Source organism: Bacillus sp. FJAT-45037 (genome assembly GCF_002797325.1).
Taxonomy (GTDB): domain Bacteria; phylum Bacillota; class Bacilli; order Bacillales; family Bacillaceae_D; genus Alkalihalophilus.
Map to the genome: position 1 here is coordinate 3,079,806 of NZ_KZ454938.1, position 25,719 is coordinate 3,105,524.

The 25,719-nt window shown below is 43.4% G+C and carries 20 protein-coding genes, 1 tRNA gene and 2 rRNA genes; all 23 read left to right on the forward strand.

Going from position 1 to position 25,719, the window contains the following annotated elements:
• Positions 1-64: 64 nt before the first annotated feature.
• The 23 genes from CDZ88_RS15545 to CDZ88_RS15655 all read left to right on the forward strand — a co-directional run bounded on the left by CDZ88_RS15545 (position 65) and on the right by CDZ88_RS15655 (position 25,599).
• Positions 65-141, forward strand: a tRNA-Met gene (locus CDZ88_RS15545).
• Positions 142-441: 300 nt separating this feature from the next.
• Positions 442-2,934 (forward strand): stage II sporulation protein E, encoded by a 2,493-nt coding sequence (spoIIE, locus tag CDZ88_RS15550; RefSeq protein WP_100374394.1) that lies wholly within the window; start codon positions 442-444, stop codon positions 2,932-2,934.
• Between the two features lie 106 nt (positions 2,935-3,040).
• A complete protein-coding gene (locus CDZ88_RS15555) occupies positions 3,041-3,781 on the forward strand; it encodes a vWA domain-containing protein (RefSeq protein ID WP_100374395.1) in 741 nt (246 codons plus the stop codon).
• On the forward strand, positions 3,747-4,727 hold the full coding sequence (locus CDZ88_RS15560; RefSeq protein WP_198507901.1) for a protein kinase domain-containing protein: 981 nt from the start codon (positions 3,747-3,749) through the stop codon (positions 4,725-4,727). The genes CDZ88_RS15555 and CDZ88_RS15560 overlap by 35 nt, the downstream gene beginning before the upstream one ends.
• A 36-nt stretch (positions 4,728-4,763) precedes the next feature.
• Positions 4,764-5,513 carry a threonine/serine exporter family protein gene (locus CDZ88_RS15565; RefSeq protein ID WP_100374397.1) on the forward strand — a complete coding sequence of 250 codons (750 nt, stop codon included), beginning with the start codon at positions 4,764-4,766 and terminating at the stop codon, positions 5,511-5,513.
• Between the two features lie 12 nt (positions 5,514-5,525).
• Positions 5,526-5,975, forward strand: coding sequence for a threonine/serine exporter family protein (locus tag CDZ88_RS15570; RefSeq protein WP_100374398.1), 450 nt, complete (start codon positions 5,526-5,528; stop codon positions 5,973-5,975).
• Complete coding sequence (gene tilS / locus CDZ88_RS15575) at positions 5,956-7,398, forward strand: tRNA lysidine(34) synthetase TilS (RefSeq protein WP_100374399.1); 1,443 nt, start codon at positions 5,956-5,958, stop codon at positions 7,396-7,398. The genes CDZ88_RS15570 and tilS overlap by 20 nt, the downstream gene beginning before the upstream one ends.
• 4 nt (positions 7,399-7,402) lie before the next feature.
• The gene (hpt, locus tag CDZ88_RS15580) at positions 7,403-7,942 is read left to right on the forward strand and encodes a hypoxanthine phosphoribosyltransferase (RefSeq protein ID WP_100374732.1); all 540 of its coding nucleotides are present in this window, start codon (positions 7,403-7,405) and stop codon (positions 7,940-7,942) included.
• A gap of 69 nt (positions 7,943-8,011) precedes the next feature.
• A complete protein-coding gene (gene ftsH, locus CDZ88_RS15585; RefSeq protein ID WP_100374400.1) occupies positions 8,012-10,015 on the forward strand; it encodes an ATP-dependent zinc metalloprotease FtsH in 2,004 nt (667 codons plus the stop codon).
• 119 nt (positions 10,016-10,134) lie between these two features.
• The gene (locus tag CDZ88_RS15590) at positions 10,135-10,917 is read left to right on the forward strand and encodes a type III pantothenate kinase (RefSeq protein ID WP_100374401.1); all 783 of its coding nucleotides are present in this window, start codon (positions 10,135-10,137) and stop codon (positions 10,915-10,917) included.
• Positions 10,918-10,939: 22 nt separating this feature from the next.
• On the forward strand, positions 10,940-11,821 hold the full coding sequence (gene hslO, locus CDZ88_RS15595; RefSeq protein WP_100374402.1) for an Hsp33 family molecular chaperone HslO: 882 nt from the start codon (positions 10,940-10,942) through the stop codon (positions 11,819-11,821).
• Between the two features lie 98 nt (positions 11,822-11,919).
• Entirely contained in the window at positions 11,920-12,843 is a 924-nt protein-coding gene (gene cysK, locus CDZ88_RS15600; protein WP_100374403.1) for a cysteine synthase A, read from the forward strand.
• A 174-nt stretch (positions 12,844-13,017) separates the two neighbouring features.
• The gene (gene pabB, locus CDZ88_RS15605) at positions 13,018-14,448 is read left to right on the forward strand and encodes an aminodeoxychorismate synthase, component I (protein WP_100374733.1); all 1,431 of its coding nucleotides are present in this window, start codon (positions 13,018-13,020) and stop codon (positions 14,446-14,448) included.
• A 12-nt stretch (positions 14,449-14,460) separates the two neighbouring features.
• Positions 14,461-15,045, forward strand: a complete 585-nt coding sequence (pabA, locus tag CDZ88_RS15610; RefSeq protein WP_100374404.1) for an aminodeoxychorismate/anthranilate synthase component II — start codon at positions 14,461-14,463, stop codon at positions 15,043-15,045.
• Complete coding sequence (gene pabC, locus CDZ88_RS15615) at positions 15,042-15,899, forward strand: aminodeoxychorismate lyase (protein WP_100374405.1); 858 nt, start codon at positions 15,042-15,044, stop codon at positions 15,897-15,899. Before pabA ends, pabC begins: the two co-directional genes overlap by 4 nt.
• An 11-nt stretch (positions 15,900-15,910) precedes the next feature.
• Positions 15,911-16,705, forward strand: a complete 795-nt coding sequence (gene folP / locus CDZ88_RS15620; RefSeq protein ID WP_100374406.1) for a dihydropteroate synthase — start codon at positions 15,911-15,913, stop codon at positions 16,703-16,705.
• Positions 16,698-17,066: a dihydroneopterin aldolase gene (folB, locus tag CDZ88_RS15625; protein ID WP_100374407.1), complete on the forward strand. Its 369-nt coding sequence runs from the start codon at positions 16,698-16,700 to the stop codon at positions 17,064-17,066. The genes folP and folB overlap by 8 nt, the downstream gene beginning before the upstream one ends.
• Positions 17,056-17,583 carry a 2-amino-4-hydroxy-6-hydroxymethyldihydropteridine diphosphokinase gene (folK, locus tag CDZ88_RS15630; protein ID WP_100374408.1) on the forward strand — a complete coding sequence of 176 codons (528 nt, stop codon included), beginning with the start codon at positions 17,056-17,058 and terminating at the stop codon, positions 17,581-17,583. The genes folB and folK overlap by 11 nt, the downstream gene beginning before the upstream one ends.
• Positions 17,535-17,738: a helix-turn-helix domain-containing protein gene (locus tag CDZ88_RS15635; protein ID WP_100374409.1), complete on the forward strand. Its 204-nt coding sequence runs from the start codon at positions 17,535-17,537 to the stop codon at positions 17,736-17,738. The genes folK and CDZ88_RS15635 overlap by 49 nt, the downstream gene beginning before the upstream one ends.
• Before the next feature lie 27 nt (positions 17,739-17,765).
• Entirely contained in the window at positions 17,766-18,767 is a 1,002-nt protein-coding gene (gene dusB / locus CDZ88_RS15640; RefSeq protein WP_100374410.1) for a tRNA dihydrouridine synthase DusB, read from the forward strand.
• A gap of 183 nt (positions 18,768-18,950) precedes the next feature.
• Positions 18,951-20,450 (forward strand): lysine--tRNA ligase, encoded by a 1,500-nt coding sequence (gene lysS, locus CDZ88_RS15645; RefSeq protein WP_100374411.1) that lies wholly within the window; start codon positions 18,951-18,953, stop codon positions 20,448-20,450.
• Between the two features lie 389 nt (positions 20,451-20,839).
• A 16S ribosomal RNA gene (locus CDZ88_RS15650) occupies positions 20,840-22,391 on the forward strand.
• A gap of 270 nt (positions 22,392-22,661) precedes the next feature.
• Positions 22,662-25,599: ribosomal RNA gene (locus tag CDZ88_RS15655) — 23S ribosomal RNA — on the forward strand.
• The 16S and 23S rRNA genes sit together here, the layout of an rRNA operon.
• Positions 25,600-25,719 lie beyond the last annotated feature (120 nt).

Genomic DNA, 25,719 nt, shown 5'->3' on the forward strand with positions numbered 1-25,719 from the left:
AAAAGTGTTGACTCATTTTGTAATAAGTTGTATAGTAATACTTGTCGTTGATGACACAAGACATGGCGGTGTAGCTCAGCTGGCTAGAGCGTACGGTTCATACCCGTGAGGTCGTGGGTTCGACTCCCTCCGCCGCTACCATGTATACATATTCAACCCAGATCATTTATTGATCTGGGTTTTTTGTTGTGCAAAAAGCTATTATGCTAAAGTGATGAATTTTAAACCTATAACTGTTCTGCAACTTTCTTCAGCATTTGAACAATTCTCCTATGATATATAAGTAAACCCCGCCCCTTTTTGCCTTTTATTGGATTTTCCCTTCTGATTAAGCCGAAAGAAGTCGAACGAATCTTTCAAGTACGGGTGTGATTCTGACAAAAATTGAAAGGCTACTCTGCTTATAATGAAGCTACGATTCTAATATGGGTGGTGGATTAGATGATTAGGAAGGCGGCTAAAGAAATGGCAGAACCAACTCGAGGTGTGATCGTTTATGAAAAGGTGATCGGGTGGACGGGTGGAATAGCTACAAAAACAAGTAAGGCAACACAAACCATTTTTTATCAGTGGGGATTGCTCGTTGCAGTTGTTGGATTTTTATTAGGACGAGCAATGATTTTATCGGAACTAACACCTTTTGTTCTTCCTTTTTTAGCAGCGGTCTACATGTTAAAACGAGATAAAGCGGGTATTGCGGCACTTGCTTTAATGGCTGGAGCACTGACTAGTTATCATGGAGGTATTGCTTTTGTCATTGTTGCGATCTTCCTTTACGTACTACTCCAAAAAATAGTGGCAAAGTACTCATCAGATATGATCAAAGCTCTTCCGTACACGGTCTTTGTAGCAAGTATGATGGCGCGGCTTGGAATTGTCTTTATTCTTGAAGGCTCGATTTCAAATTATGCCCTAATGATGGCAACTGTTGAGGGTGGACTTAGCTTTATCTTAACGATGATCTTCTTACAAAGTGTTCCCCTCGTTACCTCTAGAAAAGTGAAGCAACCTTTGCGAAATGAGGAGATTGTTTGTTTAATTATTCTTTTAGCCTCTGTTATGACAGGGACAGTTGGATGGGTTATCTACGATGTAACGATTGAACATGTTCTTGCCCGGTATCTTGTTTTAATCTTTGCGTTTGTTGGTGGGGCAGCCATTGGTTCGACTGTCGGTGTTGTAACAGGTCTAATCTTAAGTTTAGCGAGTGTAGCTAGCCTTTATCAAATGAGCTTGTTAGCCTTTTCTGGCTTGTTAGGCGGCCTATTAAAAGATGGAAAAAAGATTGGTGTTGGTGTTGGTTTATTAGTCGGAACGTTATTAATTGGTCTTTATGGTGAGGGGGGAACCAATGTATCTGTTACGTTGTTAGAATCTCTAGCGGCGATTGCTATCTTTATGCTCACACCAAGAGGATTAATTGGGAAGTTGGCTAAGTATATACCAGGCACATCAGAGTATTCCAATGAACAGCAACAATACTTACGGAAGATCCGAGATGTTACAGCTGGAAGAGTGGAACAGTTCTCGACGTTGTTCCAAACTCTTTCACATAGTTTTCAAACGACACCAGAAACCAATTTTACAGAAGATGCAGAACGAGAAGTTGATTATTTTCTCAGTAATGTAACAGAAAAGACGTGCCAAACTTGTTTTAAAAAAGAAAAGTGTTGGGTTGCAAACTTCTCTAATACGTATGAGTCGATGCAACATCTTATGAAAGAAGTTGAAGAACATGGCGATGTGAGAAATCCAGCGCTAATGACGGATTGGAAAAAACAGTGTATGAAAGCGGAAAAAGTAGTTCAAGCAATCAAACATGAAAATGGCCATTATCAAGCCAACCAAAAATTAAAACGACAAGTTCTTGAAAGTCGCAAACTGGTTGCTGATCAATTGCTTGGTGTCTCTCGTGTAATGGGCGACTTTGCCAAAGAGATTCAAAAAGAAAAGCAAGCTCATCACCATCAAGAAGAACAGCTGCTAGAGGCACTACGCGGAGTAGGGCTTGAGGTGGGTCATATTGACATATTTAACCTTGAGAAAGGAAGCATAGAAATGGAGATGAGTATCTCCTTTGACCAAGGTCATGGACAAGCAGACAAGATTATTGCACCGATGCTTTCGGATTTAATGAAAGAAACGATCGTAGTGAAAAAGGAGGAGCCTTCTTATTATCCTAATGGCTACAGTCACATCTCATTTAGCTCAGCAAAGAAGTTTGTCATTAACACAGGGGTGGCGCATGTGGCAAAAGGGGGAGCCTTTGTATCTGGTGATAGTTATTCGACGATCGAACTTGGCGCAGGGAAGTTTGCAATAGCGATCAGTGATGGGATGGGCAACGGTGAGCGTGCTCATAGTGAAAGCAACGAGACACTTCAATTATTACAAAAAGTCTTGCAATCTGGTATTGAAGAAACGGTAGCGATAAAGTCGGTGAATTCTATTTTATCCCTAAGAACAACAGATGAAGTGTTCTCAACATTGGATTTGGCCATGGTCGATCTACAAGACGCAACGGCACGGTTTTTAAAAGTCGGATCAATCCCTAGCTTTATTAAACGGGGAGAGAAAGTCATTAAAGTAGAAGCGGGTAATTTACCTATGGGTATCATTCAAGAGTTTGATGTCGATGTAGTAACAGAGCAGTTAAAGCCAGGAGATCTAATCATCATGATGAGTGACGGTATCTTCGACGCACCTAAACATGTAGAAAATAAAGAAATGTGGATTCGTAGAGTAATTAATGAGTTAGAGACAACGGACCCGCAAGAAATAGCAGATGTTATTTTAGAAAAAGTCATTCGCTCTGGAGAGGGTTTCATTGAAGATGATATGACGGTTGTGGTCGCTGAAGTCAAAAGAAATACACCAAAGTGGGCAGCGATACCGTTGTATCGTTCATCTAAATTAGAAAAAAAGAGAGCCTAATAGAATAGGATCTTCAAAACATGGACAAAACGTGGGCGCATAAGGTATAAATTTCCTCTAGGTGGTGAATGATGCTAACATTCATACTACTTGGAGGGGATCAGTTTTGAGTAAAGGTACTTTAAAACAAATTTTATTATTAACAGATGGCCACTCAAATCAAGGTGAAGATCCAGTGGCAATTGCTGCACTGGCAAAAGAACAAGGCATTACTGTGAATGTCATCGGAGTAGTGGATGAGAATCATTTAAATAAACAGGGAATTGATGAAATTGAGGCGATTGCTCTTGCTGGTGGAGGAGTCAGTCAAATCGTCTATGCTAAACAATTAGCTAAAACGGTTCAAATGGTGACGAGAAAAGCCATGACACAAACGTTACATGGTGTCGTAAATAAAGAACTACAACAAATACTTGGAAAAGATCAAGAGATGGAAGATTTGTCTCCGGAAAAACGTGGGCAAGTGATGGAAGTTGTCGATGAGCTTGGTGAAACAATTCATTTAGATGTCCTTATTTTAGTCGATACAAGTGCAAGCATGAATAATAAACTACCTATGGTCCAAGAGGCATTAACGGACTTATCGATTAGCTTAACTTCGAGAATGGGAGAGAACCGGTTTGCTTTGTATGCATTTCCTGGGAAACGACGAGACGTGGACAGGTTGCTTGATTGGACACCGCTACTACAGTCACTTACAGGTGTTTTCCATAAATTATCTTCAGGCGGTATTACACCAACTGGACCTGCGTTACAAGCGGCGCTTCAAAAGTTCTCTAAAGGCAGTTCAAGAAGGAGTTTGATGGCTGGTGATGAAGAACAGCTATTCAGAGAGTCCGGCTTATAAGTTAGCCATTGGAACGAGAATTGTAGGGAAGTGGCATCAGGAGCGTTATAAGGTTGTTCGATCATTAGGGGCAGGGGCGACAGGGAAAGTGTACCTTGCTGAATCTGTTAATGGCTTTGTCGCACTTAAAGTTGGCGTTGATAATATGGCTATTACATCTGAAGTCAATGTATTGAAGCATTTCTCCAAGGTCCAAGGGCAAACGCTTGGGCCTTCTTTGTTAGATGTCGACGATGCGGTAATTGGAGGAGTCACTCTTCCATTTTATGCAATGGAGTATTTAGATGGAGTTGAGCTACTTTCTTTTTTGGAGAAGAAGGGATTTGTTTGGTTTGGAATTTTAATGATTCAATTGCTTGGAGATCTTGAAAAACTTCACCAGGCAGGTTGGGCCTTTGGTGATTTGAAGCCTGATAATCTATTAGTTGTTGGTCCCCCTGCTCGTATCCGTTGGTTAGATGTAGGGGGAACGACATTACTCGGTCGCTCAATTAAAGAGTATACAGAGTTTTATGATCGGGGCTATTGGGGATGCGGAACAAGGGTAGCTGAGCCGAGTTATGACCTATTTTCTGTCGCGATGATTATGATCAATTGTGCATACCCAAAGCGTTTTGATCGAAAAGGAGAGAAACCAATTCTCCAGCTAAAAGAAATGGTTGAACAAAAGCAGTACCTCGGTCCTTATAAACAGATCATACTAAAAGCGTTGCAAGGAAAATACAAAGAAGCAGCAGAGATGAGAAAAGAGCTAGTGCAGGCTGTCTCTAATGCATCGAGTTATGAAGTGAAAGAGATGAAGCCATCGCGTTCGTCCCGTCAGTCGCCAAGTAGAGAGAAGAAAAAATACAAGCAGAAAAAAACATCTTACTTTGTAGAATTCTTCCTTCTCGGCTCTTTTATTCTCTTGGCATATATCCTATACTTATTTGGACAAATGATGTAGGAGAATTCAAGAGGTTGGTAGAAACGGGGGCTAGTCATGAAGGCAGATCGAATGATGGATATATGCATGCTAGCAGGCGAAATTATGCTCACATATGGAGCTGAAACATATCGAGTAGAAGAGACGCTTGAGCGTATGGCGAAATCTGCTAATTTCAAAAATGTGCATAGCTTTGTGACAACGACCGGTATTTTTTTATCTTTTGATGTAGAAGGTAACGATGTGATGCAGATGATTCGTGTCGATGATCGGATGCAAGATTTAAATAAAGTGTCACTTGTCAATCAGGTCTCAAGAGAGTTTGTAAGTAAGGGAATAGACGGTGATGAGGCGTTTAGACAGTTAGAAGAAATCGCAAAAGCTCCTACGAATTATTCTGCATTGTTGCTACATATCGCCTCAGGTGTAGCAGGTGGGGCTTTTTCGTATTTGTTTGGCGGGAACTTATTTGACACCATTCCAGCCTTTTTTGCGGGATTTGCTGCAAGTTGGAGTGTTGTCACGTTACAAGAATACATGAAAGTGAAATTCTTTGCGGAGTTCATGGCTTCATTTTTAGGTGGAACCGTCGCCATTGTTCTTGTATTGCTCGGAATCGGAGATAACTTAGATCAAGTCATCATTGGAACGCTGATGCCACTTGTTCCAGGAGTTCCACTTACGAATGCTGTTCGAGATTTAATGTCTGGCGATTTAATCGCTGGTGTTAGTCGCGGGGCTGAAGCCGTCATTACAGCGTTATCAATTGCAACAGGCATTGCGCTCGCAATTGCTTTGTTTTTGTAAGGGGGAACGGATATGATTATTGAATTAATTTTTTGTTTTATGGCAACTGTTGCATTTGGTGTCATTTTTAATGTTCCATACCGTGTCATTTGGCTTGGTGGCTTAATCGGTTCTATTTCTTGGTTTATTTATTCGACGTTACCTAACTGGGATATATCAGTTATCTTTGCAACGGCGATCGCTGCATTCGTTAGTGCGACAATTTCTCATTTGTTAGCAAAAGGCTACAGGGTCCCTGTGACAACGTTTAGTATCCCAGGAATTATTCCGCTCGTACCAGGTAGTCGCGCCTATTTTACAATGTTAGCTTTTGTAGACGGGGATTATATTGAAGGGTTGCAGCTTGGAATTGAGACAATGCTGCAAGCTGGGGCTATTGCTGCAGGGCTTGTTTTTGCACTATCCATCTTCTCATTTGGAAAAGGAGGAATCGGGCAACGCTATGATGCAAGACGTTCATAAATTCATTAAGCGGCACTGTCTATTTGATAGAACTGACGTAGTTATTGTCGCCATCTCTGGTGGTCCCGATTCCGTAGCACTTCTTTCTTATTTACTAAAAATGCATGAAACATTTGGTATTAAGGTTGAAGCAGCACACGCGAACCATCAGCTTCGAGGACAAGAAGCTAACGATGATGAAACGTATGTACGACAGTTATGTAATGAGCACGGGGTCCATCTTCATCATACTCGCTTAAATGTGAAAGAGTATGCAAAGAATCATCAGCTGAATACACAGTCAGCCGCTAGTCAGCTGCGTTATAATTGGTTTGATCAGCTGTTAAAAGAGAGTGAGGGACGAGCGGTAGTTGCAACAGGTCACCATGGCGATGATCAAACAGAAACCATTCTAATGACTTTAGTTCGCGGAGTAACCCCGCTGACAGAGACAGGGATTCAAGCAAAGCGCACTTTGCAACATGGGGACATCGTTCGGCCTTTTTTAGGAATAACAAAAGCCCAAATCGAGCATTATTGTAATAAGGAATCTTTGTCACCTAGGCACGATTCAAGCAACGAGTCGATGAAATATACAAGAAATCGATTTAGGCAACATGTCATGCCATTTGTTAAAGAAGAAAATCCAGTCATTCATGAGCACATGCAACGTTATCAAGAATGGCAACGGGACGACCAGAAATTCTTAGAAGAATTAGCAAGAGAAGCTCTCGACACAATCATCACCCGAAAAAGTGAACAATCACTAACAATTTCAATTGAAGCAACCGAACGTCTGCGCTTCCCTTTACAAAGAAGGGTGATTCATCTAATATTAAGGTATCTTTACGGGAAAAATTCACCATCTAGTACGTCTATACATATTGAGCAGATTCTTCAAATGCTCAAAAGACACGAACCGTCTAAAGAACTTCATTTAGCAAACGGTCTTTTTGTATACCTCAGCTATGATAGTTGCTCCTTTTCCACGGAACCACGTAAAGATGATCAACAAGGTCGCGTGTTACTCCCTACCCAAGGCAAGATAGAGGTAATGAAAGGGACCTTTACATCCCGTTATGTGGCAATCGAAGACATGCCTCGTGAACAAAAGCATATGATTTTTCTAGATGCTGACAAGCTAAAGCTGCCACTTTCCGTTCGTGGTGTAATAGCAGGGGATCGTATTCTAGGGAGAGGAATGACTGGTTCAAAGAAGGTCAGTCGGTTATTTGTGGATAGAAAAGTGCGATCTTCAGAGCGTGGAACATGGCCAGTGCTCGTTGATCAATGCGGAAAGGTGCTATGGGTGCCATTTCTTCACCGATCGAGAATAGCGAGCGTTAATGAACAGACGAGGCGTGTACTTGTTTTGGTTTTTGCACCGAATGATGAGTTTTTTTTGTTTTATGATTATAAGTCCATTACAGGAGGGGCATTTTAAATTGATGAGAGATGAAATTAAAGAAGTCTTGTTTTCAGAAGAAGAAATTCAAGAAAAAGTGAAGGAATTAGGGAAGGCTATTACAGAGGAATATGATGGGCGCTTCCCACTAGTAGTCGGTGTCTTAAAAGGCGCAATGCCGTTTATGGGTGATTTAACCAAAAGAATCGATACCCATCTTGAAATGGACTTCATGGATGTTTCAAGCTATAACGGGGGCACAGTATCAACAGGTGAAGTGAAGATCTTAAAAGATTTGGACACATCTGTTGAAGGCCGTGACGTGTTAATCCTTGAGGATATCATTGATAGCGGCTTAACACTAAGCTATCTCATCAAGTTGTTCCATTATCGTAAAGCAAAATCGGTAAAGGTTGTTACGCTTCTTGATAAGCCAGATGGACGCAAGGTAGACCTTGTTCCTGATATTGCTGGTTTTATTGTTCCAGATGCATTTGTTGTAGGCTATGGACTTGATTATGCTGAACGTTATCGTAACCTTCCGTATATCGGGGTATTAAAGCCAGAAATCTACGAGAGTTAATATTTGAGTGGTAAAGATGAGTTATGGTAGGATAAAAAAAGCTATAATGCCCGACGGAGGAGGTCAAGAATGAATCGGATATTCCGTAATACGATATTTTATTTACTCATATTCCTAGTGATTGTCGGGATCGTGAGTGTCTTTAACTCTGATCAGACAGAAACAGAGAATGTATCGTTTAATGAATTTATTGAAAGACTTGAAAGTGGTCAGGTTCAGGAGTTAGCCGTTAAGCCAGAGCGTCAAGTTTATCTATTGCGTGGTCAGTTTGTTGGCCAAGCTGAGGAAGAGTATTTCCAAACGTATGCTCTAAGAAGCGAACAGACAGCCGAATTGTTGTCTACTGCTCAAAATCCAGCAGGTGGAACATTTGATTTAGAGATTGAACCAGCGGATGAAACGAGTGGCTGGGTTCAGTTCTTTACCGGGATTATTCCATTCATTATTATCTTCATTCTATTCTTCTTCTTATTAAGCCAAGCTCAAGGTGGCGGAAGCCGTATGATGAACTTTGGTAAGAGTAAGGCGAAGGTGGTCAGTGACGATAAGAAGAAAGCGAAGTTTAAAGATGTTGCTGGTGCAGATGAAGAAAAGCAAGAGCTTGTGGAAGTTGTTGAATTTCTAAAAGATCCACGTAAATTTGCTGCCATCGGTGCTCGTATTCCTAAAGGGGTCTTGTTAGTAGGTCCTCCTGGGACAGGTAAAACGTTACTTGCACGTGCCGTTTCTGGCGAGGCTGGCGTGCCGTTCTTCTCGATTAGTGGTTCAGACTTTGTCGAGATGTTCGTCGGTGTCGGTGCTTCTCGTGTACGTGATTTATTTGAAAACGCGAAGAAGACTGCACCATGTATTATCTTCATTGATGAAATTGATGCAGTCGGTCGTCAGCGTGGAGCTGGTGTTGGTGGTGGACACGATGAACGCGAACAAACATTAAACCAGCTACTTGTTGAAATGGATGGTTTTAGTGCCAATGAAGGAATTATTATCATTGCGGCTACAAACCGTGCAGACATTTTAGATCCGGCCCTTCTTCGTCCAGGACGTTTTGACCGTCAAATTCAGGTAAACCGTCCAGATGTCATTGGTCGTGAAGAAGTATTAAAAGTTCATGCTAAAAACAAACCGTTAAGTGATGATGTGAATCTGAATACGATTGCGACTCGTACACCTGGTTTCTCAGGTGCTGATCTTGAGAATCTTCTAAATGAAGCGGCTCTACTCGCTGCACGAAATGACCATAAGAAGGTTAGTATGATTCATATTGAAGAAGCGATCGATCGAGTGATTGCAGGCCCTGCTAAGAAAAGTCGCGTTATTTCTCCAAAAGAGAAAAAGATTGTTGCTTGGCATGAAGCAGGTCATACCGTTGTGGGTGTGAAGCTAGAGAATGCTGATATGGTTCACAAAGTAACTATTGTTCCACGTGGGATGGCAGGCGGCTATGCTGTGATGTTACCTAAGGAAGATCGTTACTTCATGACAAAACCTGAGTTGCTCGATAAAATTATTGGTTTGCTTGGTGGTCGTGTCGCTGAGGAAGTACAATTTGGCGAAGTGAGTACAGGTGCTCATAATGATTTCCAACGCGCAACAGGGATTGCAAGAAAGATGGTTACGGAATACGGAATGAGTGAAAAGCTTGGGCCAATGCAATTTGTATCTGGTTCAGGAGGTCAAGTATTCCTAGGACGTGACATCCAAAATGAACAAAGTTATAGTGATGCATTCGCTCATGAGATTGACTTAGAAGTTCAACGTATTATTAAAGAGTGCTATGATCGTTGTAAAGAAATCTTAGTTAAAAACAAAGCGAGTCTTGATTTAGTTGCAGAAACGTTGCTTGAGTTGGAGACGTTAGATGCAGAACAAATTAAGTCCTTGATAAATGAAGGGAAACTCCCTGAAGGTCATCATTTAAATACACACACGAAAAAAGAAGAACAAGATTCTGATGTTAAAGTGAACATTCACTCGAAGAAAGAAGACGTAGTGGATGAAGCGGAGAAAACAGATGAAATTCCTAAAGAGACACAAATAGATTCAGATGATACAAATAAAAAAAATGAGTAATCATTAGATGAGAGGAGGGTGTCAGAATAGACATCCTCTTTTCTCTCGTTTACACTCAGTTTAACGCGAGATTTTACATGATATCTGAGCTAAATTTGAAGGATTCGTGGTGGGTAAAGATGATCCTAGTTATTGATGTAGGGAATTCAAATATTGTTTTAGGTGTGTATGACAAGGAAGAGCTTGTCTATCATTGGCGAATTGCAACAAGCAGGCAAAAGACAGAAGACGAATTTGCGATGTCAATCAAAGCGTTATTTGTTGATAAAGGATTAACTTTCCGATGTATTGAAGGGATTATCATATCTTCAGTCGTTCCTCCGATTATGTTTTCGCTTGAGCAAATGTGTAAGAAGTACTTTGCGCTACCCCCGATGATCATTGGACCTGGAATAAAGACCGGGTTAAATATAAAATATGATAACCCACGGGAGGTCGGCGCTGATCGGATTGTAAACGCAGTGGCCGCTATTGAGCTATATGGTACACCGCTGGTTATTGTAGACTTCGGAACAGCGACAACGTATTGCTATATTAATGAACATAAACAATATATGGGTGGGGCGATTGCTCCGGGCATTTCAATTTCAACAGAAGCTCTGTATAACCGTGCATCGAAATTACCTCGTATCGAGATTGCTAAACCTGAGCAAGTGTTAGGTAAAAATACAATTCATGCGATGCAGGCGGGCATTTTTTTCGGCTATGTAGGACAAGTTGATGGAATTGTTACGAGAATGAAAGAAGAATCTTATGAGGCTCCGACTGTTGTTGCAACAGGAGGTTTAGCGACCCTTATATCGACAGAAGCTAGAAGTATTGATATTGTTGATCCTTTTCTTACGTTAAAAGGATTGCGAATGATTTATGAAAAGAATAAAGATAGTATGAAGAAACGATAAGATTGAGAGAGGAAGATAGAACATGAGTGACTATTTAGTTAGGGCAACGGCGTTTGAAGGAAAAGTACGTGCATATTCGCTAGTAGCGACGGATATGATTAATGAGGCAGTTCGCAGACAAGGAACATGGCCGACTGCATCAGCAGCATTGGGTCGTGCAATGATGGCTAGCACGATGATGGGGGCTATGTTAAAAGGTGATGCGAAATTGATGATTAAAATCGAAGGAAAAGGCCCTATCGGTGCTATTATCGTCGACAGTAACACAAAGGGGGAGTCACGTGGTTATGTTACGAACCCGCAAACTCACTTTGATTTAAATCAAAACGGAAAACTGGATGTAGCTCGTGCTGTGGGAACAGAGGGATACTTGTCTGTTGTAAAGGATATTGGAATGCGTGATAACTTTACAGGTAGTGTTCCGATTGTATCAGGAGAACTTGGGGAGGATTTCACATATTATTTTGCGTCATCTGAGCAGACACCGTCATCTGTTGGGGTAGGAGTGCTTGTAAATCCTGACAACTCGATTTTAGCAGCGGGTGGTTTTATTATTCAGTTGATGCCTGGTGCTGATGATGCCGTGATCACTGAGATTGAAAAACGATTAAGTTCGATTCCGCCCATCTCAAAACTAGTGGAAGCAGGAATGCCTCCAGAAGAAATGCTTCAATCCCTTCTAGGTGATGATAATGTTAAATTTTTAGACAAGATGCCCGTGGCTTTCTCTTGTACGTGTTCAAAGGAACGAGTGGCAAATGCCATCATCAGTCTCGGTGAAAAAGAAATTCGCGACATGATTGATGCAGATGGCGGCGCGGAAACACGTTGCCATTTCTGCAATGAAACATACCAGTTTGATGCGAATGAATTGGAAATCTTAATTACGAAAACGCAAGGATAAATATTTACCAATTTATTAATTGACTTATCTGAAAACGTCTGCTAGGATTAATCTAAACAATACCAATAAAATTACTTGGGATTAGGAGGCGTGTATAGATGAAAGTTGTACATTCAATAACCGATTTAATTGGTCAAACGCCACTTGTGAAACTGAATCGTCTTGTAACAGATAAGCATGCGGATGTTTATTTGAAGTTAGAATTTATGAATCCAGGAAGCAGTGTGAAAGATCGAATTGGTCTTGCCATGATTGAAGCTGCTGAAAAAGATGGAACGTTAAAAGAGGGAGATACAATCGTGGAGCCGACAAGTGGTAACACGGGGATAGGTCTTGCGATGGTCGCAGCGGCTAAAGGGTATCAAACAAAATTAGTCATGCCAGAAACGATGAGTTTAGAGCGTCGTAACCTACTACGAGCGTATGGAGCCGAGCTTATTTTAACTCCAGGTCCAGAAGGTATGGGTGGTGCGATCCGTAAGGCAACTGAGTTGGCAAAAGAACACGGCTACTTCATGCCACAACAGTTCGAAAATAAAGCGAACCCTAAAATTCATCGTGAAACCACAGGGAAAGAGCTTCTAGAGCAAGTAGATGGACAATTAGATGGATTTGTTTCTGGAATTGGGACGGGTGGAACGATAACAGGAGCAGGTGGATTCTTAAAAGAACACTTCCCAAATTTGCACATTGCTGCTGTCGAACCGAAAGATTCTCCAATTTTATCAGGAGGAAACCCAGGTCCGCATAAAATCCAAGGTATTGGGGCGGGCTTTGTACCGGATATTTTGGATACGAAACTGTATGATGAAGTGATCCAAGTTTCAACTGAAGATGCGTTTGAATATGCTCGTCGTGCAGCGCGGGAAGAAGGGATTCTTGGCGGAATCTCCTCGGGTGCTGCGATCTACTCTGCTTTAAAGCTGGCTGAAAAGCTTGGACCAGGGAAGAAAGTGGTAGCAATCATTCCATCAAACGGAGAGCGTTACTTGAGCACACCATTATATCAATTTGAAGATTAATTTATTTTGTAGTCTTACCATTAGGTAGGGCTACTTTTTGTTATTTGGAACCTTTTTCAGGATTGAACGAACGTTATTGTAGGTCTTGTTCTTTTCTTCTAATTCGTTGTCATGTAAAATGGGTGGTATGTAGAATTGATGACGAACGGAGTGGAGCTGTTGCAACGAAGTAGCATGAAACAAGCAGAGTGGACAGCAAGAGCAACATCTTTTTCTTTGGGTAAAGACGTATGGTTTGATGCCTACAAGCAACTTGTACAGGGGCAACCCCACCATGTCTTACTAGAAAGTGGACGTGGCGGAGAATATAGTATTATCGGATTGGAACCTTTTGCGATTGTTGAAGGTAAGGGCGATACATTAACGTTCAAACAAGGCGAGAGTTTGGAAGTGAGAAAGGGTAAATTGCTTGATTCGTTAAAAGAAGTAATGGCAGCATATCACGTAGATGTCATGCCAAATGTTCCAGGTTTCCAAGGAGGAGCGATCGGATATCTTAGTTATGATGTTGTTCGTGAAATTGAAAAGCTTGATCAACAAGCAGAAGATGATCTAGCCCTTCCTGATCTTTTCTTTATGTTGTTCCATGATGTATTTATTTATGAACATAAGAGCGAAAAGATGTGGGCGATTACGCATGGGAAATCCGAAGAGTCCGACAAATTTGAGCAACGACTTGATCGTTATACTCAGCTGTGGCAAAATAGCGGGTCAAATAAAGAGTGGCGGTATGAAGCGAAATCTCCGACGTCTACTCAGACTTCCTCTATGTCCCGAGGGGAATTTGGCGAGGCGGTCGAAAAAATAAAAGAATATATCGCAGCGGGTGATGTTTTTCAAGTGAATCTATCGGTAAGGCATTCAAAGGCAATGACTTGCGAGCCGATGCATGTGTACGAAACATTAAGAAAGCTAAATCCGTCTCCTTACATGAGTTATTTGCACACGCCAGATGTTCAATTTGTGAGCGCCTCACCTGAATTGCTTGTGAAAAAGCAAGGGATGGAAGTTAGTACACGCCCGATTGCAGGTACACGTTCTAGAGGTCGTAATGAACAAGAAGACCGAGAGTTAGCTGCTTCTTTAATTGAAAATGAAAAAGAGCGTGCCGAACATATTATGCTTGTTGACCTTGAGCGAAACGACTTAGGGCGGGTATGTGAATATGGTACGGTTGAAGTGAATGAACTAATGGTGATCGAGAAATATTCCCATGTGATGCATATTGTTTCCAATGTAAGAGGGACGCTAAGTGAAGGATATGACTTGTATGAATTAATTCGAGCGACTTTTCCTGGTGGAACCATTACAGGAGCGCCTAAAGTTCGTACGATGGAAATTATTGAAGAACTCGAGCCTGTGAGGCGAGGGATTTATACGGGATCAATTGGTTGGATTGGCTTCAATCAAGAGATGGAATTAAACATTACGATCCGAACGATGGTGTGTAAAGATGATCAAGCGCATGTTCAGGCTGGAGCGGGAATCGTTATTGACTCCAATCCGAAACATGAATACGCAGAATCATTAAAGAAAGCGAAAGCGTTATGGAGAGCATTAGAGTTGAGTGAAGACGAGTTAAGAGAAAAAGAACAGTTGAGCTGAGGAGGAACACAAATGATTTTAATGATTGATAATTATGATTCATTTACGTATAACTTAGTACAGTATTTAGGTGAGATGGGCGAGGAGTTAATTGTAAAGAGGAATGACCAGATTACCATCGAGCAGATTGAAGAACTTTCACCAGATTTTCTTATGATTTCACCAGGCCCATGTAGCCCGAACGAGGCAGGGATTAGTCTAGAGGCGATTCGTCATTTTGCAGGAAAAATACCGATTTTTGGTGTGTGTCTTGGTCATCAGTCGATTGCTCAAGTATTTGGTGGTAATGTCATTCGTGCAGAACGTTTGATGCACGGCAAGACTTCGGAGGTAATGCATAACCAAGAAACGATCTTCGCTACGATTCCAACCCCATTTACTGCAACTCGTTATCATTCTTTAATTGTTAAAAGAGAAACATTACCTGAATGCTTTGAAATTACAGCAGAAACAGAAGCGGGTGAGATTATGGCGATTCGTCATAAAGAGTATGCTATTGAAGGGGTGCAGTTTCACCCTGAGTCGATCATGACTGCTTCGGGTAAAACACTTCTACGTAATTTTATTAACACATATCGCAAGGAACAAATGACATGATCATGTATGTGAACGGTGCATTTGTTACTGAAAAAGAAGCGAAAGTGTCTGCATTTGATCACGGTTATATGTATGGTTTAGGATTATTTGAAACCTTTCGAGTCTATCATGGTCATCCTTTTTTATTGGATGACCATTTTCAGCGTCTGCAACAAGGATTAAAGATGCTGAATATTGAATGGACGATGACGAAAGAAGACATGCATCAAGTGATCGTCCAATTGATTCAGGACAATCACTTGCAAAAGCAAGATGCGTACATTCGGTGGAATGTATCAGCGGGTGATGAAGGAATTGGTCTTTACACAGGTGTTTACAGGCAGCCAACAACGATCGCCTACATCAAACCGTTACCTCCAAAGATGTCTACGGAAAAAAGATGCGTATTGTTGAAGACGAGACGAAACGCACCAGAAACTTGGCCGCGTTTAAAATCCCATCACTATTTAAATAATGTGATAGCTAAACGTGAAATAGGGACAGATCCAACTGTTGAAGGTATTTTTCTAACCGATGACGAGTATTTAGCAGAAGGTGTTGTGTCCAATCTCTTTTGGGTGAAAGAGGGTGTGGTGTATACTCCCACTGTCAAGACGGGTATTCTGGATGGTATAACGAGACAATTAGTGATAGCTTTATTGTTACGAGAAGGTTTTGAGGTGAAAGAAGGGTTTTATAGAGATGAAAACTTGTTAACGGCAGATGAGGCGTTTATGACGAACTCGATACAAGAGGTGGTCGAATTAACCTCTATAAACGAAGTGCGTATAGAGGGAGCGCCGCTTGTTTGTCAGAGACTACAAGAATTATACAAGCAGTTATGTCGAACACTTTGGACGAAAAATGATGTATGAGGGTGTGTAGAATGAAACAAAAGACATTGATCATGGGGATACTGAATGCCACACCTGATTCTTTTTCAGATGGTGGGGAGTTTAATGAGACCGAAACAGCTGCTAAGCGAGCGGTAGAAATGGTCGAAGATGGGGCCGATATTATTGATATTGGCGGCGAATCGACTAGACCTGGGGCAAGCAAGGTTGAACTTGAAGAAGAATTGGCTCGAGTGATTCCTATTATCCAAGCAGTGAGAGAAGCGGTTGATGTTCCGATATCAATTGACACGTACAAAGCAGAAGTGGCAAGGCAAGCGATTTTAGCGGGAGCTACGATCATTAATGATGTGTGGGGAGCAAAGGCAGACCGTGAAATGGCTCACGTTGCCTCTCAAACAGGGGTATCAATTGTACTGATGCATAACCGACACAATAAGAGCTACCATAATCTTTTAGCCGATATGAAACGAGACCTTGAGGAAAGTATCGTCCTGTGTCACGAAGCAGGTGTTACTGATGATAAAATTATCATAGATCCAGGTATAGGGTTTGCCAAAACATATGAGCAAAATTTAGAAGTGATGCGTAGGCTTGATGAATTTGTAGCGATTGGCTATCCTACGCTTTTAGGAACGTCGAGGAAGTCGTTTATTGCTAAAACGCTTGATCTCCCTGTTGATGAACGGGTAGAAGGGACAGGTGCGACAGTTTGTTTAGGGATTGCTAAAGGTTGCGAGATTGTGCGTGTGCATGATGTTAAAGAAATGAGCCGGATGGCTAAGATGATGGATGCTATGCTTGGGAGGGAGACTCATAATGGATAAAATTTATATGGACGGTCTTGAGTTTTACGGATACCACGGTGTCTTTCAAGAAGAGAATAAGCTAGGACAACGTTTTTATGTTGATTTGACCTTAGAGTTAGACCTTAAGAAAGCTGGTACGACAGATGATCTAAAAGCGACCATTAACTATGGAGATGTTTACAAGAAAGTGCAATCGATCGTTGAAGGCAAACCATATAAGCTTGTGGAAACTGTGGCAGAGAAAATAGCTGCTGAGCTCCTTAGTGCATATGGTACCCTGCAGTTGTGTACCGTGAAAGTCATTAAACCAGATCCGCCAATCCCTGGCCACTATCGATCGGTTGCGGTTGAGATCACAAGGGGGAGTAATGAAGCATAATGCATACATTGCGCTTGGTTCAAATATTGGAGACCGAGCTGCATACCTAGAAGAAGCGATTGAACGATTGGGGAAATTGAAAGAGGTTGAGGTGATCCGTCAGTCTTCTATCTATGAAACTGAACCAGTTGGATACGTCGATCAGCATTCATTTCTAAATATGGTTATTGAAATAAAGACAACTCTAGCCCCGAAGAAATTATTGGAAGTGACACAGTCAATTGAAGAGATATGTGGACGCAAGCGAGATGTTAGGTGGGGGCCAAGAACGATAGACCTTGACATTCTCCTCTATGATCAACAGAATATGAAGGTAGAAGACTTATGCATTCCGCATCCTAGAATGTGGGAACGTGCATTTGTGATTGTACCACTTTATGAATTAGAACCTACACTTTACTCACATTCATGTAAACAAACGATTCAAGAGATCTATGAGACGTTGCCAAATAAAGAGGGTGTTCATATATGGAGAACGATAGTTGGGGAAGAAGAATCAGAGCGTTTCGAAAGTTAAAAGGATATACACAACAAACTTTCGCCAAAGAGGTCGGGATGTCGGTCTCGGTATTGGGAGAAATAGAACGTGGAAATAGACAACCTGATGAACAGATACTTGCGAGAGTGACAGAGGTCTTAAATATAACAAGGCAAGATTTGATCGAGAAGTGATCATGGAATTTACGGAGGTGACGATTCGTGTTAAAGATCGGCAATATCGAAATGAAGAATCAAGTTGTTCTTGCTCCTATGGCGGGAGTGTGTAACCCGGCATTTCGTTTGATCGCAAAAGAATTTGGTGCTGGACTTGTTTGTGCAGAGATGGTGAGTGACAAAGCCATCCTTCATAAAAATGAAAGATCACTTAGTATGCTTTATGTCGATGATCGTGAAAAGCCACTTAGCTTACAGATCTTTGGTGGGGAAAAAGAAACATTGGTCGAAGCGGCTAAGTTTGTAGATAAGAATACCAATGCTGATATTATTGATATCAATATGGGTTGTCCGGTTCCTAAAATTACGAAATGTGATGCAGGTGCAAGATGGTTGCTTGACCCGAACAAGATCTATGAAATGGTTGCGGCAACTGTTGATGCAGTAGATAAGCCAGTAACTGTGAAGATGCGTATCGGGTGGGATGAGGATCACATTTTCGCTGTTGAAAATGCACGTGCAGTTGAACGTGCAGGAGGAAGTGCTGTAGCTGTGCATGGTCGTACGCGTGTGCAAATGTATGAGGGGCATGCTGATTGGAATATTATTAAAGAAGTAAAGAATGCAGTGAATATTCCTGTCATCGGCAATGGTGATGTGCAAACTCCACAAGATGCTCGTCGTATGCTTGATGAAGTCGGAGTAGACGGAGTAATGATCGGCCGAGCAGCTCTAGGGAATCCATGGATGCTTTATCGTACAATTAAGTATCTTGAGAATGGTGAACTACACCCAGACCCATCTCCACGAGAGAAAATCGATGTGTGCATGCTTCATCTAGATCGCTTGATCGATTTGAAAGGTGAATCGGTTGCGGTTCGCGAAATGAGAAAGCACGCTGCATGGTATTTAAAAGGTTTACGTGGAAGTGGGCCTGTCCGTGAGCAAATTAATCAATTTGAATTGCGTGATGATGTAGAAAAATCACTTTATGCTTTCATAGATCAATTAGAAGAGAAAATGGCCGTGGAGACTAGTGCTGTTTGACTTTCTAGATAGAATTAACTATAATTCGTTAGAGTTTATGAAACTGCCAGCAAACCACTGGCAGTTTTTCTATATAGAAAATGTCTGTATAATAAGTATGAGTGAGTTCAATGAAAGAGGACAAGGTGTTGTGACCTGTCTTGATGATCATGAGTAGATGTTAATAGAGGAGATGAAGTAGAAATGAGCCAAGAGCTTGAGTTAAATGATTTGCTTACCGTGCGTAGAGAAAAGCTATCTCAATTAGAAGCACAAGGGGCGAACCCATTTGGTGGTCGTTTCGAGAGAACACATACAGCGGGTTCAATGGAGAAAGAATTTGAAGCATATTCTAAAGATGAACTAGAAGAGCAAGGGCGCAGTGTAACGCTTGCTGGACGTATTATGACAAAGCGTGGAAAAGGTAAAGCTGGATTTGCTCATATTCAAGATTTATCAGGACAAGTTCAAATCTACGTACGTAAAGATGCAGTAGGTGACGAGCAATATGAGTTGTTCAATACAATTGATATCGGTGATATTGTAGGGGTAACAGGTACAGCGTTTAAAACAAAGGTAGGGGAGTTATCTGTGAAAGTAACAGACTTCCAAATGCTATCGAAGTCGTTGCGTCCATTACCTGATAAGTTTCATGGTTTAAAAGACATCGAGCAACGTTATCGTCAACGTTATGTTGATTTAATTATGAACCCAGAAGTGCGTGATACGTTTGTGTTGCGTAGTAGAATTCTACAATCGATGCGCCGTTACTTAGATAACTTAGGCTTCTTAGAAGTTGAAACACCAACAATGCACTCAATTGCTGGTGGAGCGTCTGCGCGCCCATTCGTTACTCACCACAACGCGCTTGATATGACACTTTATATGCGTATTGCGATTGAGTTACATTTGAAGCGTTTAATTGTTGGTGGAATGGAAAAAGTATATGAGATCGGCCGCGTCTTCCGTAATGAAGGTGTATCGACAAGACATAATCCTGAGTTCACAATGATTGAGCTTTATGAAGCATATGCAGATTATCAAGACATTATGGCACTAACAGAGGAGCTTGTCGCTCACATTGCTAAAGATGTATTAGGTTCAACTGCTGTTACTTATGGTGATTATAAAGTTGATCTAGAGCCAAAGTGGACGCGTATACACATGGTAGATGCTGTGAAAGAAAAATCTGGTGTCGACTTCTGGCCTGAAATGACCGATGAACAAGCGCGTTCTCTTGCGAAGGAACATGGTGTACATGTAAAGGACACGATGAGTTATGGGCATGTTGTTAATGAATTCTTTGAACACTTTGTCGAGGAGACACTCATTCAACCGACGTTTGTCTATGGACATCCAGTGGAAATCTCTCCTCTAGCGAAAAAGAACCCAGAAGATTCTCGCTTCACGGATCGTTTTGAGTTATTTATCGTCGGACGTGAGCATGCGAATGCATTTTCTGAGTTAAATGATCCGATTGATCAACGCCAGCGCTTTGAACAGCAACTTGTTGAACGCGAGCAAGGTGATGATGAAGCTCATATGATGGATGAGGACTTTGTGGAGTCGCTTGAATACGGAATGCCTCCAACGGGTGGACTAGGCATCGGGATTGATCGGTTAGTGATGCTCCTGACTAATTCGCCGTCTATCCGTGATGTTCTTTTATTTCCGCAAATGAGAAATCGCGAACAGGGTGAATAGTAGATAGATGCTTAGGTCATAATCTAGACCTAAGCTTTTTTTAATCCTAGGGGTGCTAGTAGAGTTTAGTGAGGGAGTCTTTTGTAGATAATGATAGAAAATGCCCGTGCAAAATAAACATTTATTTTTTAGAAAAAGTAGTTGCAAACTTTTGATCAGGGTGATATATTATTACTTGTCGCTGAGACAACAACGCATCACGCGCTGTTGTGAGACGAAAAACATCTTAATAAAAAGTGTTGACACTTCGTTAACGAAATGTTAAGATAATCAAGTCGCCAACAACGACGAAACAAACAAAACGTTCTTTGAAAACTGAACAAAAGCCAAGCGAAAAAAATGAGATACATGATATCTCGTCAATGTTTTATTTTGAGCAATCAAACACTTTTATGGAGAGTTTGATCCTGGCTCAGGACGAACGCTGGCGGCGTGCCTAATACATGCAAGTCGAGCGGATCAATGGGAGCTTGCTCCTATTGATTAGCGGCGGACGGGTGAGTAACACGTGGGCAACCTACCTATAAGATTGGGATAACTCCGGGAAACCGGGGCTAATACCGGGTAATCCTTTTCTCCACATGGAGGAAAGGTAAAAGATGGCTTCGGCTATCACTTATAGATGGGCCCGCGGCGCATTAGCTAGTTGGTAAGGTAATGGCTTACCAAGGCGACGATGCGTAGCCGACCTGAGAGGGTGATCGGCCACACTGGGACTGAGACACGGCCCAGACTCCTACGGGAGGCAGCAGTAGGGAATCTTCCGCAATGGACGAAAGTCTGACGGAGCAACGCCGCGTGAGTGATGAAGGTTTTCGGATCGTAAAGCTCTGTTGTTAGGGAAGAACAAGTGCCGTTTGAATAAGGCGGCACCTTGACGGTACCTAACCAGAAAGCCACGGCTAACTACGTGCCAGCAGCCGCGGTAATACGTAGGTGGCAAGCGTTGTCCGGAATTATTGGGCGTAAAGCGCGCGCAGGCGGTCTTTTAAGTCTGATGTGAAAGCCCACGGCTCAACCGTGGAGGGTCATTGGAAACTGGGAGACTTGAGTACAGAAGAGGAGAGTGGAATTCCACGTGTAGCGGTGAAATGCGTAGATATGTGGAGGAACACCAGTGGCGAAGGCGACTCTCTGGTCTGTAACTGACGCTGAGGCGCGAAAGCGTGGGGAGCAAACAGGATTAGATACCCTGGTAGTCCACGCCGTAAACGATGAGTGCTAGGTGTTAGGGGTTTCGATGCCCTTAGTGCCGAAGTTAACACATTAAGCACTCCGCCTGGGGAGTACGACCGCAAGGTTGAAACTCAAAGGAATTGACGGGGGCCCGCACAAGCAGTGGAGCATGTGGTTTAATTCGAAGCAACGCGAAGAACCTTACCAGGTCTTGACATCCTTTGACCACCCTAGAGATAGGGCTTTCCCCTTCGGGGGACAAAGTGACAGGTGGTGCATGGTTGTCGTCAGCTCGTGTCGTGAGATGTTGGGTTAAGTCCCGCAACGAGCGCAACCCTTGATCTTAGTTGCCAGCATTCAGTTGGGCACTCTAAGGTGACTGCCGGTGACAAACCGGAGGAAGGTGGGGACGACGTCAAATCATCATGCCCCTTATGACCTGGGCTACACACGTGCTACAATGGATGGTACAAAGGGCTGCAAAACCGCGAGGTTGAGCGAATCCCATAAAGCCATTCTCAGTTCGGATTGTAGGCTGCAACTCGCCTACATGAAGCCGGAATTGCTAGTAATCGCGGATCAGCATGCCGCGGTGAATACGTTCCCGGGCCTTGTACACACCGCCCGTCACACCACGAGAGTTTGTAACACCCGAAGTCGGTGGGGTAACCTTTATGGAGCCAGCCGCCTAAGGTGGGACAGATGATTGGGGTGAAGTCGTAACAAGGTAGCCGTATCGGAAGGTGCGGCTGGATCACCTCCTTTCTATGGAGTATTTTAACTCTAGTCGATGTATGACCTTGGGTCATATGCGCTTTGGATCTTTTGTTCAGTTTTGAGAGAACACAAAACTCTCAACATAAGCTAAGGGAATAAGGAACCACGCTAAGTTCGCAACGTCCTGTTGCAACGCCTGGTATTTACATCCTGTAAGCATTGTTCTTTGAAAACTAGATAATGAAATGTAAACATGATTGTTCATCGAAAGATTGAACGAGAATGTCAAGAATTCAACAACCTTTTTTAATTTTTTTTGGTTAAGTTAGAAAGGGCGCACGGTGAATGCCTTGGCACTAGGAGCCGAAGAAGGACGCGACGAACAGCGAAATGCCTCGGGAAGTTGTAAGTAAACGTTGATCCGAGGGTATCCGAATGGGGGAACCCACTATTCGTAATGGAATAGTACCCATGCCTGAATACATAGGGCATGAGGAGGCAGACCTGGGGAACTGAAACATCTAAGTACCCAGAGGAAGAGAAAGCAAATGCGATTACCTGAGTAGCGGCGAGCGAAACGGTAACAGCCCAAACCAAGAGGCTTGCCTCTTGGGGTTGTAGGACACTCAATACGGAGTTACAAAGAAATAGGATAGGCGAAGCGATCTGGAAAGGTCCGCGGTACAAGGTAACAGCCCTGTAGTCGAAATTCTATTTTCTCCTGAGTGGATCCTGAGTACGGCGGGACACGTGAAACCCCGTCGGAATCCGGGAGGACCATCTCCCAAGGCTAAATACTCCCTAGTGACCGATAGTGAACCAGTACCGTGAGGGAAAGGTGAAAAGCACCCCGGAAGGGGAGTGAAACAGATCCTGAAACCGTGTGCCTACAACTAGTTGGAGCCCATTAACGGGTGACAGCGTGCCTTTTGTAGAATGAACCGGCGAGTTACGATGTCGTGCAAGGTTAAGCTGATAAGGCGGAGCCGTAGCGAAAGCGAGTCTGAATAGGGCGATGAAGTACGACGTCGTAGACCCGAAACCGTGTGATCTACCCATGTCCAGGGTGAAGTTCAGGTAACACTGAATGGAGGCCCGAACCCACGCATGTTGAAAAATGCGGGGATGAGGTGTGGGTAGGGGTGAAATGCCAATCGAACTCGGAAATAGCTGGTTCTCCCCGAAATAGCTTTAGGGCTAGCCTCGAGGTTGAGAGTTTTGGAGGTAGAGCACTGATTGGACTAGGGGTCCCCACAGGATTACCGAATTCAGTCAAACTCCGAATGCCAAAAACTTTTACTCGGGAGTCAGACTGCGAGTGCTAAGATCCGTAGTCAAGAGGGAAACAGCCCAGACCATCAGCTAAGGTCCCCAAGTATACGTTAAGTGGAAAAGGATGTGGAGTTGCCCAGACAACCAGGATGTTGGCTTAGAAGCAGCCACCATTTAAAGAGTGCGTAATAGCTCACTGGTCGAGTGACTCTGCGCCGAAAATGTACCGGGGCTAAACGTATCACCGAAGCTATGGATTGACACCTTTGGTGTCAGTGGTAGGGGAGCGTTCTAAGTGCAGCGAAGTCAGATCGTAAGGACTGGTGGAGCGCTTAGAAGTGAGAATGCCGGTATGAGTAGCGAAAAGAGGGGTGAGAATCCCCTCCGTCGAAAGCCCAAGGTTTCCTGAGGAAGGCTCGTCCGCTCAGGGTAAGTCGGGACCTAAGCCGAGGCTGAAAAGCGTAGGCGATGGACAACAGGTTGAAATTCCTGTACCACCTCCTCACCGTTTGAGTAATGGGGGGACGCAGTAAGGTAGGGTAAGCGCGCTGATGGATATGCGCGTCCAAGCAATTAGGCTGAGAAGTAGGCAAATCCGCTTCTCGCGAAGGCTGAGTTGTGATGGCGAGGGAAATTTAGTACCGAAGTTCCTGATCCTACACTGCCTAGAAAAGCCTCTAGCGAGGTGAGAGGTGCCCGTACCGCAAACCGACACAGGTAGGCGAGAAGAGAATTCTAAGACGCTCGGGAGAACTCTCGTTAAGGAACTCGGCAAAATGACCCCGTAACTTCGGGAGAAGGGGTGCTCTATTAGGGTGTATGCCCGAGAGAGCCGCAGTGAATAGATCCAAGCGACTGTTTAGCAAAAACACAGGTCTCTGCGAAGCCGCAAGGCGAAGTATAGGGGCTGACACCTGCCCGGTGCTGGAAGGTTAAGAGGAGGGGTTATCCTTTGGGAGAAGCTCTGAATTGAAGCCCCAGTAAACGGCGGCCGTAACTATAACGGTCCTAAGGTAGCGAAATTCCTTGTCGGGTAAGTTCCGACCCGCACGAATGGTGTAACGATTTGGATACTGTCTCAACGAGAGACCCGGTGAAATTATAGTACCTGTGAAGATGCAGGTTACCCGCGACAGGACGGAAAGACCCCATGGAGCTTTACTGTAGCTTGATATTGGATGTTGGTACAGTTTGTACAGGATAGGTAGGAGCCTTGGAAGTCGGAGCGCCAGCTTCGACGGAGGCGTCGGTGGGATACTACCCTGACTGTGCTGACATTCTAACCTCGGACCGTGATCCGGTTCAGGGACAGTGTCAGGTGGGCAGTTTGACTGGGGCGGTCGCCTCCTAAACAGTAACGGAGGCGCCCAAAGGTTCCCTCAGAATGGTTGGAAATCATTCGAAGAGTGCAAAGGCATAAGGGAGCTTGACTGCGAGACCTACAAGTCGAGCAGGGACGAAAGTCGGGCTTAGTGATCCGGTGGTTCCGCATGGAAGGGCCATCGCTCAACGGATAAAAGCTACCCTGGGGATAACAGGCTTATCTCCCCCAAGAGTCCACATCGACGGGGAGGTTTGGCACCTCGATGTCGGCTCATCGCATCCTGGGGCTGAAGTAGGTCCCAAGGGTTGGGCTGTTCGCCCATTAAAGCGGTACGCGAGCTGGGTTCAGAACGTCGTGAGACAGTTCGGTCCCTATCCGTCGCGGGCGCAGGAAATTTGAGAGGAGCTGTCCTTAGTACGAGAGGACCGGGATGGACACACCGCTGGTGTACCAGTTGTTCCGCCAGGAGCATCGCTGGGTAGCTACGTGTGGACGGGATAAGTGCTGAAAGCATCTAAGCATGAAGCCCCCCTCGAGATGAGATTTCCCATGGAGTTAATCCAGTAAGACCCCTTAGAGATGATGAGGTTGATAGGTCTGGTGTGGAAGCGTGGCGACACGTGGAGCTGACAGATACTAATCGGTCGAGGACTTATCCAAAATTATTCTTGACACATGTTTACGAAACCACGCTAAGTTCGCGACGTCCTGTCGCAACGCCTGGTACCCACGTCCTGTGGGCATTATCTAGTTTTGAGAGAACAACTCTCAATTTTATAT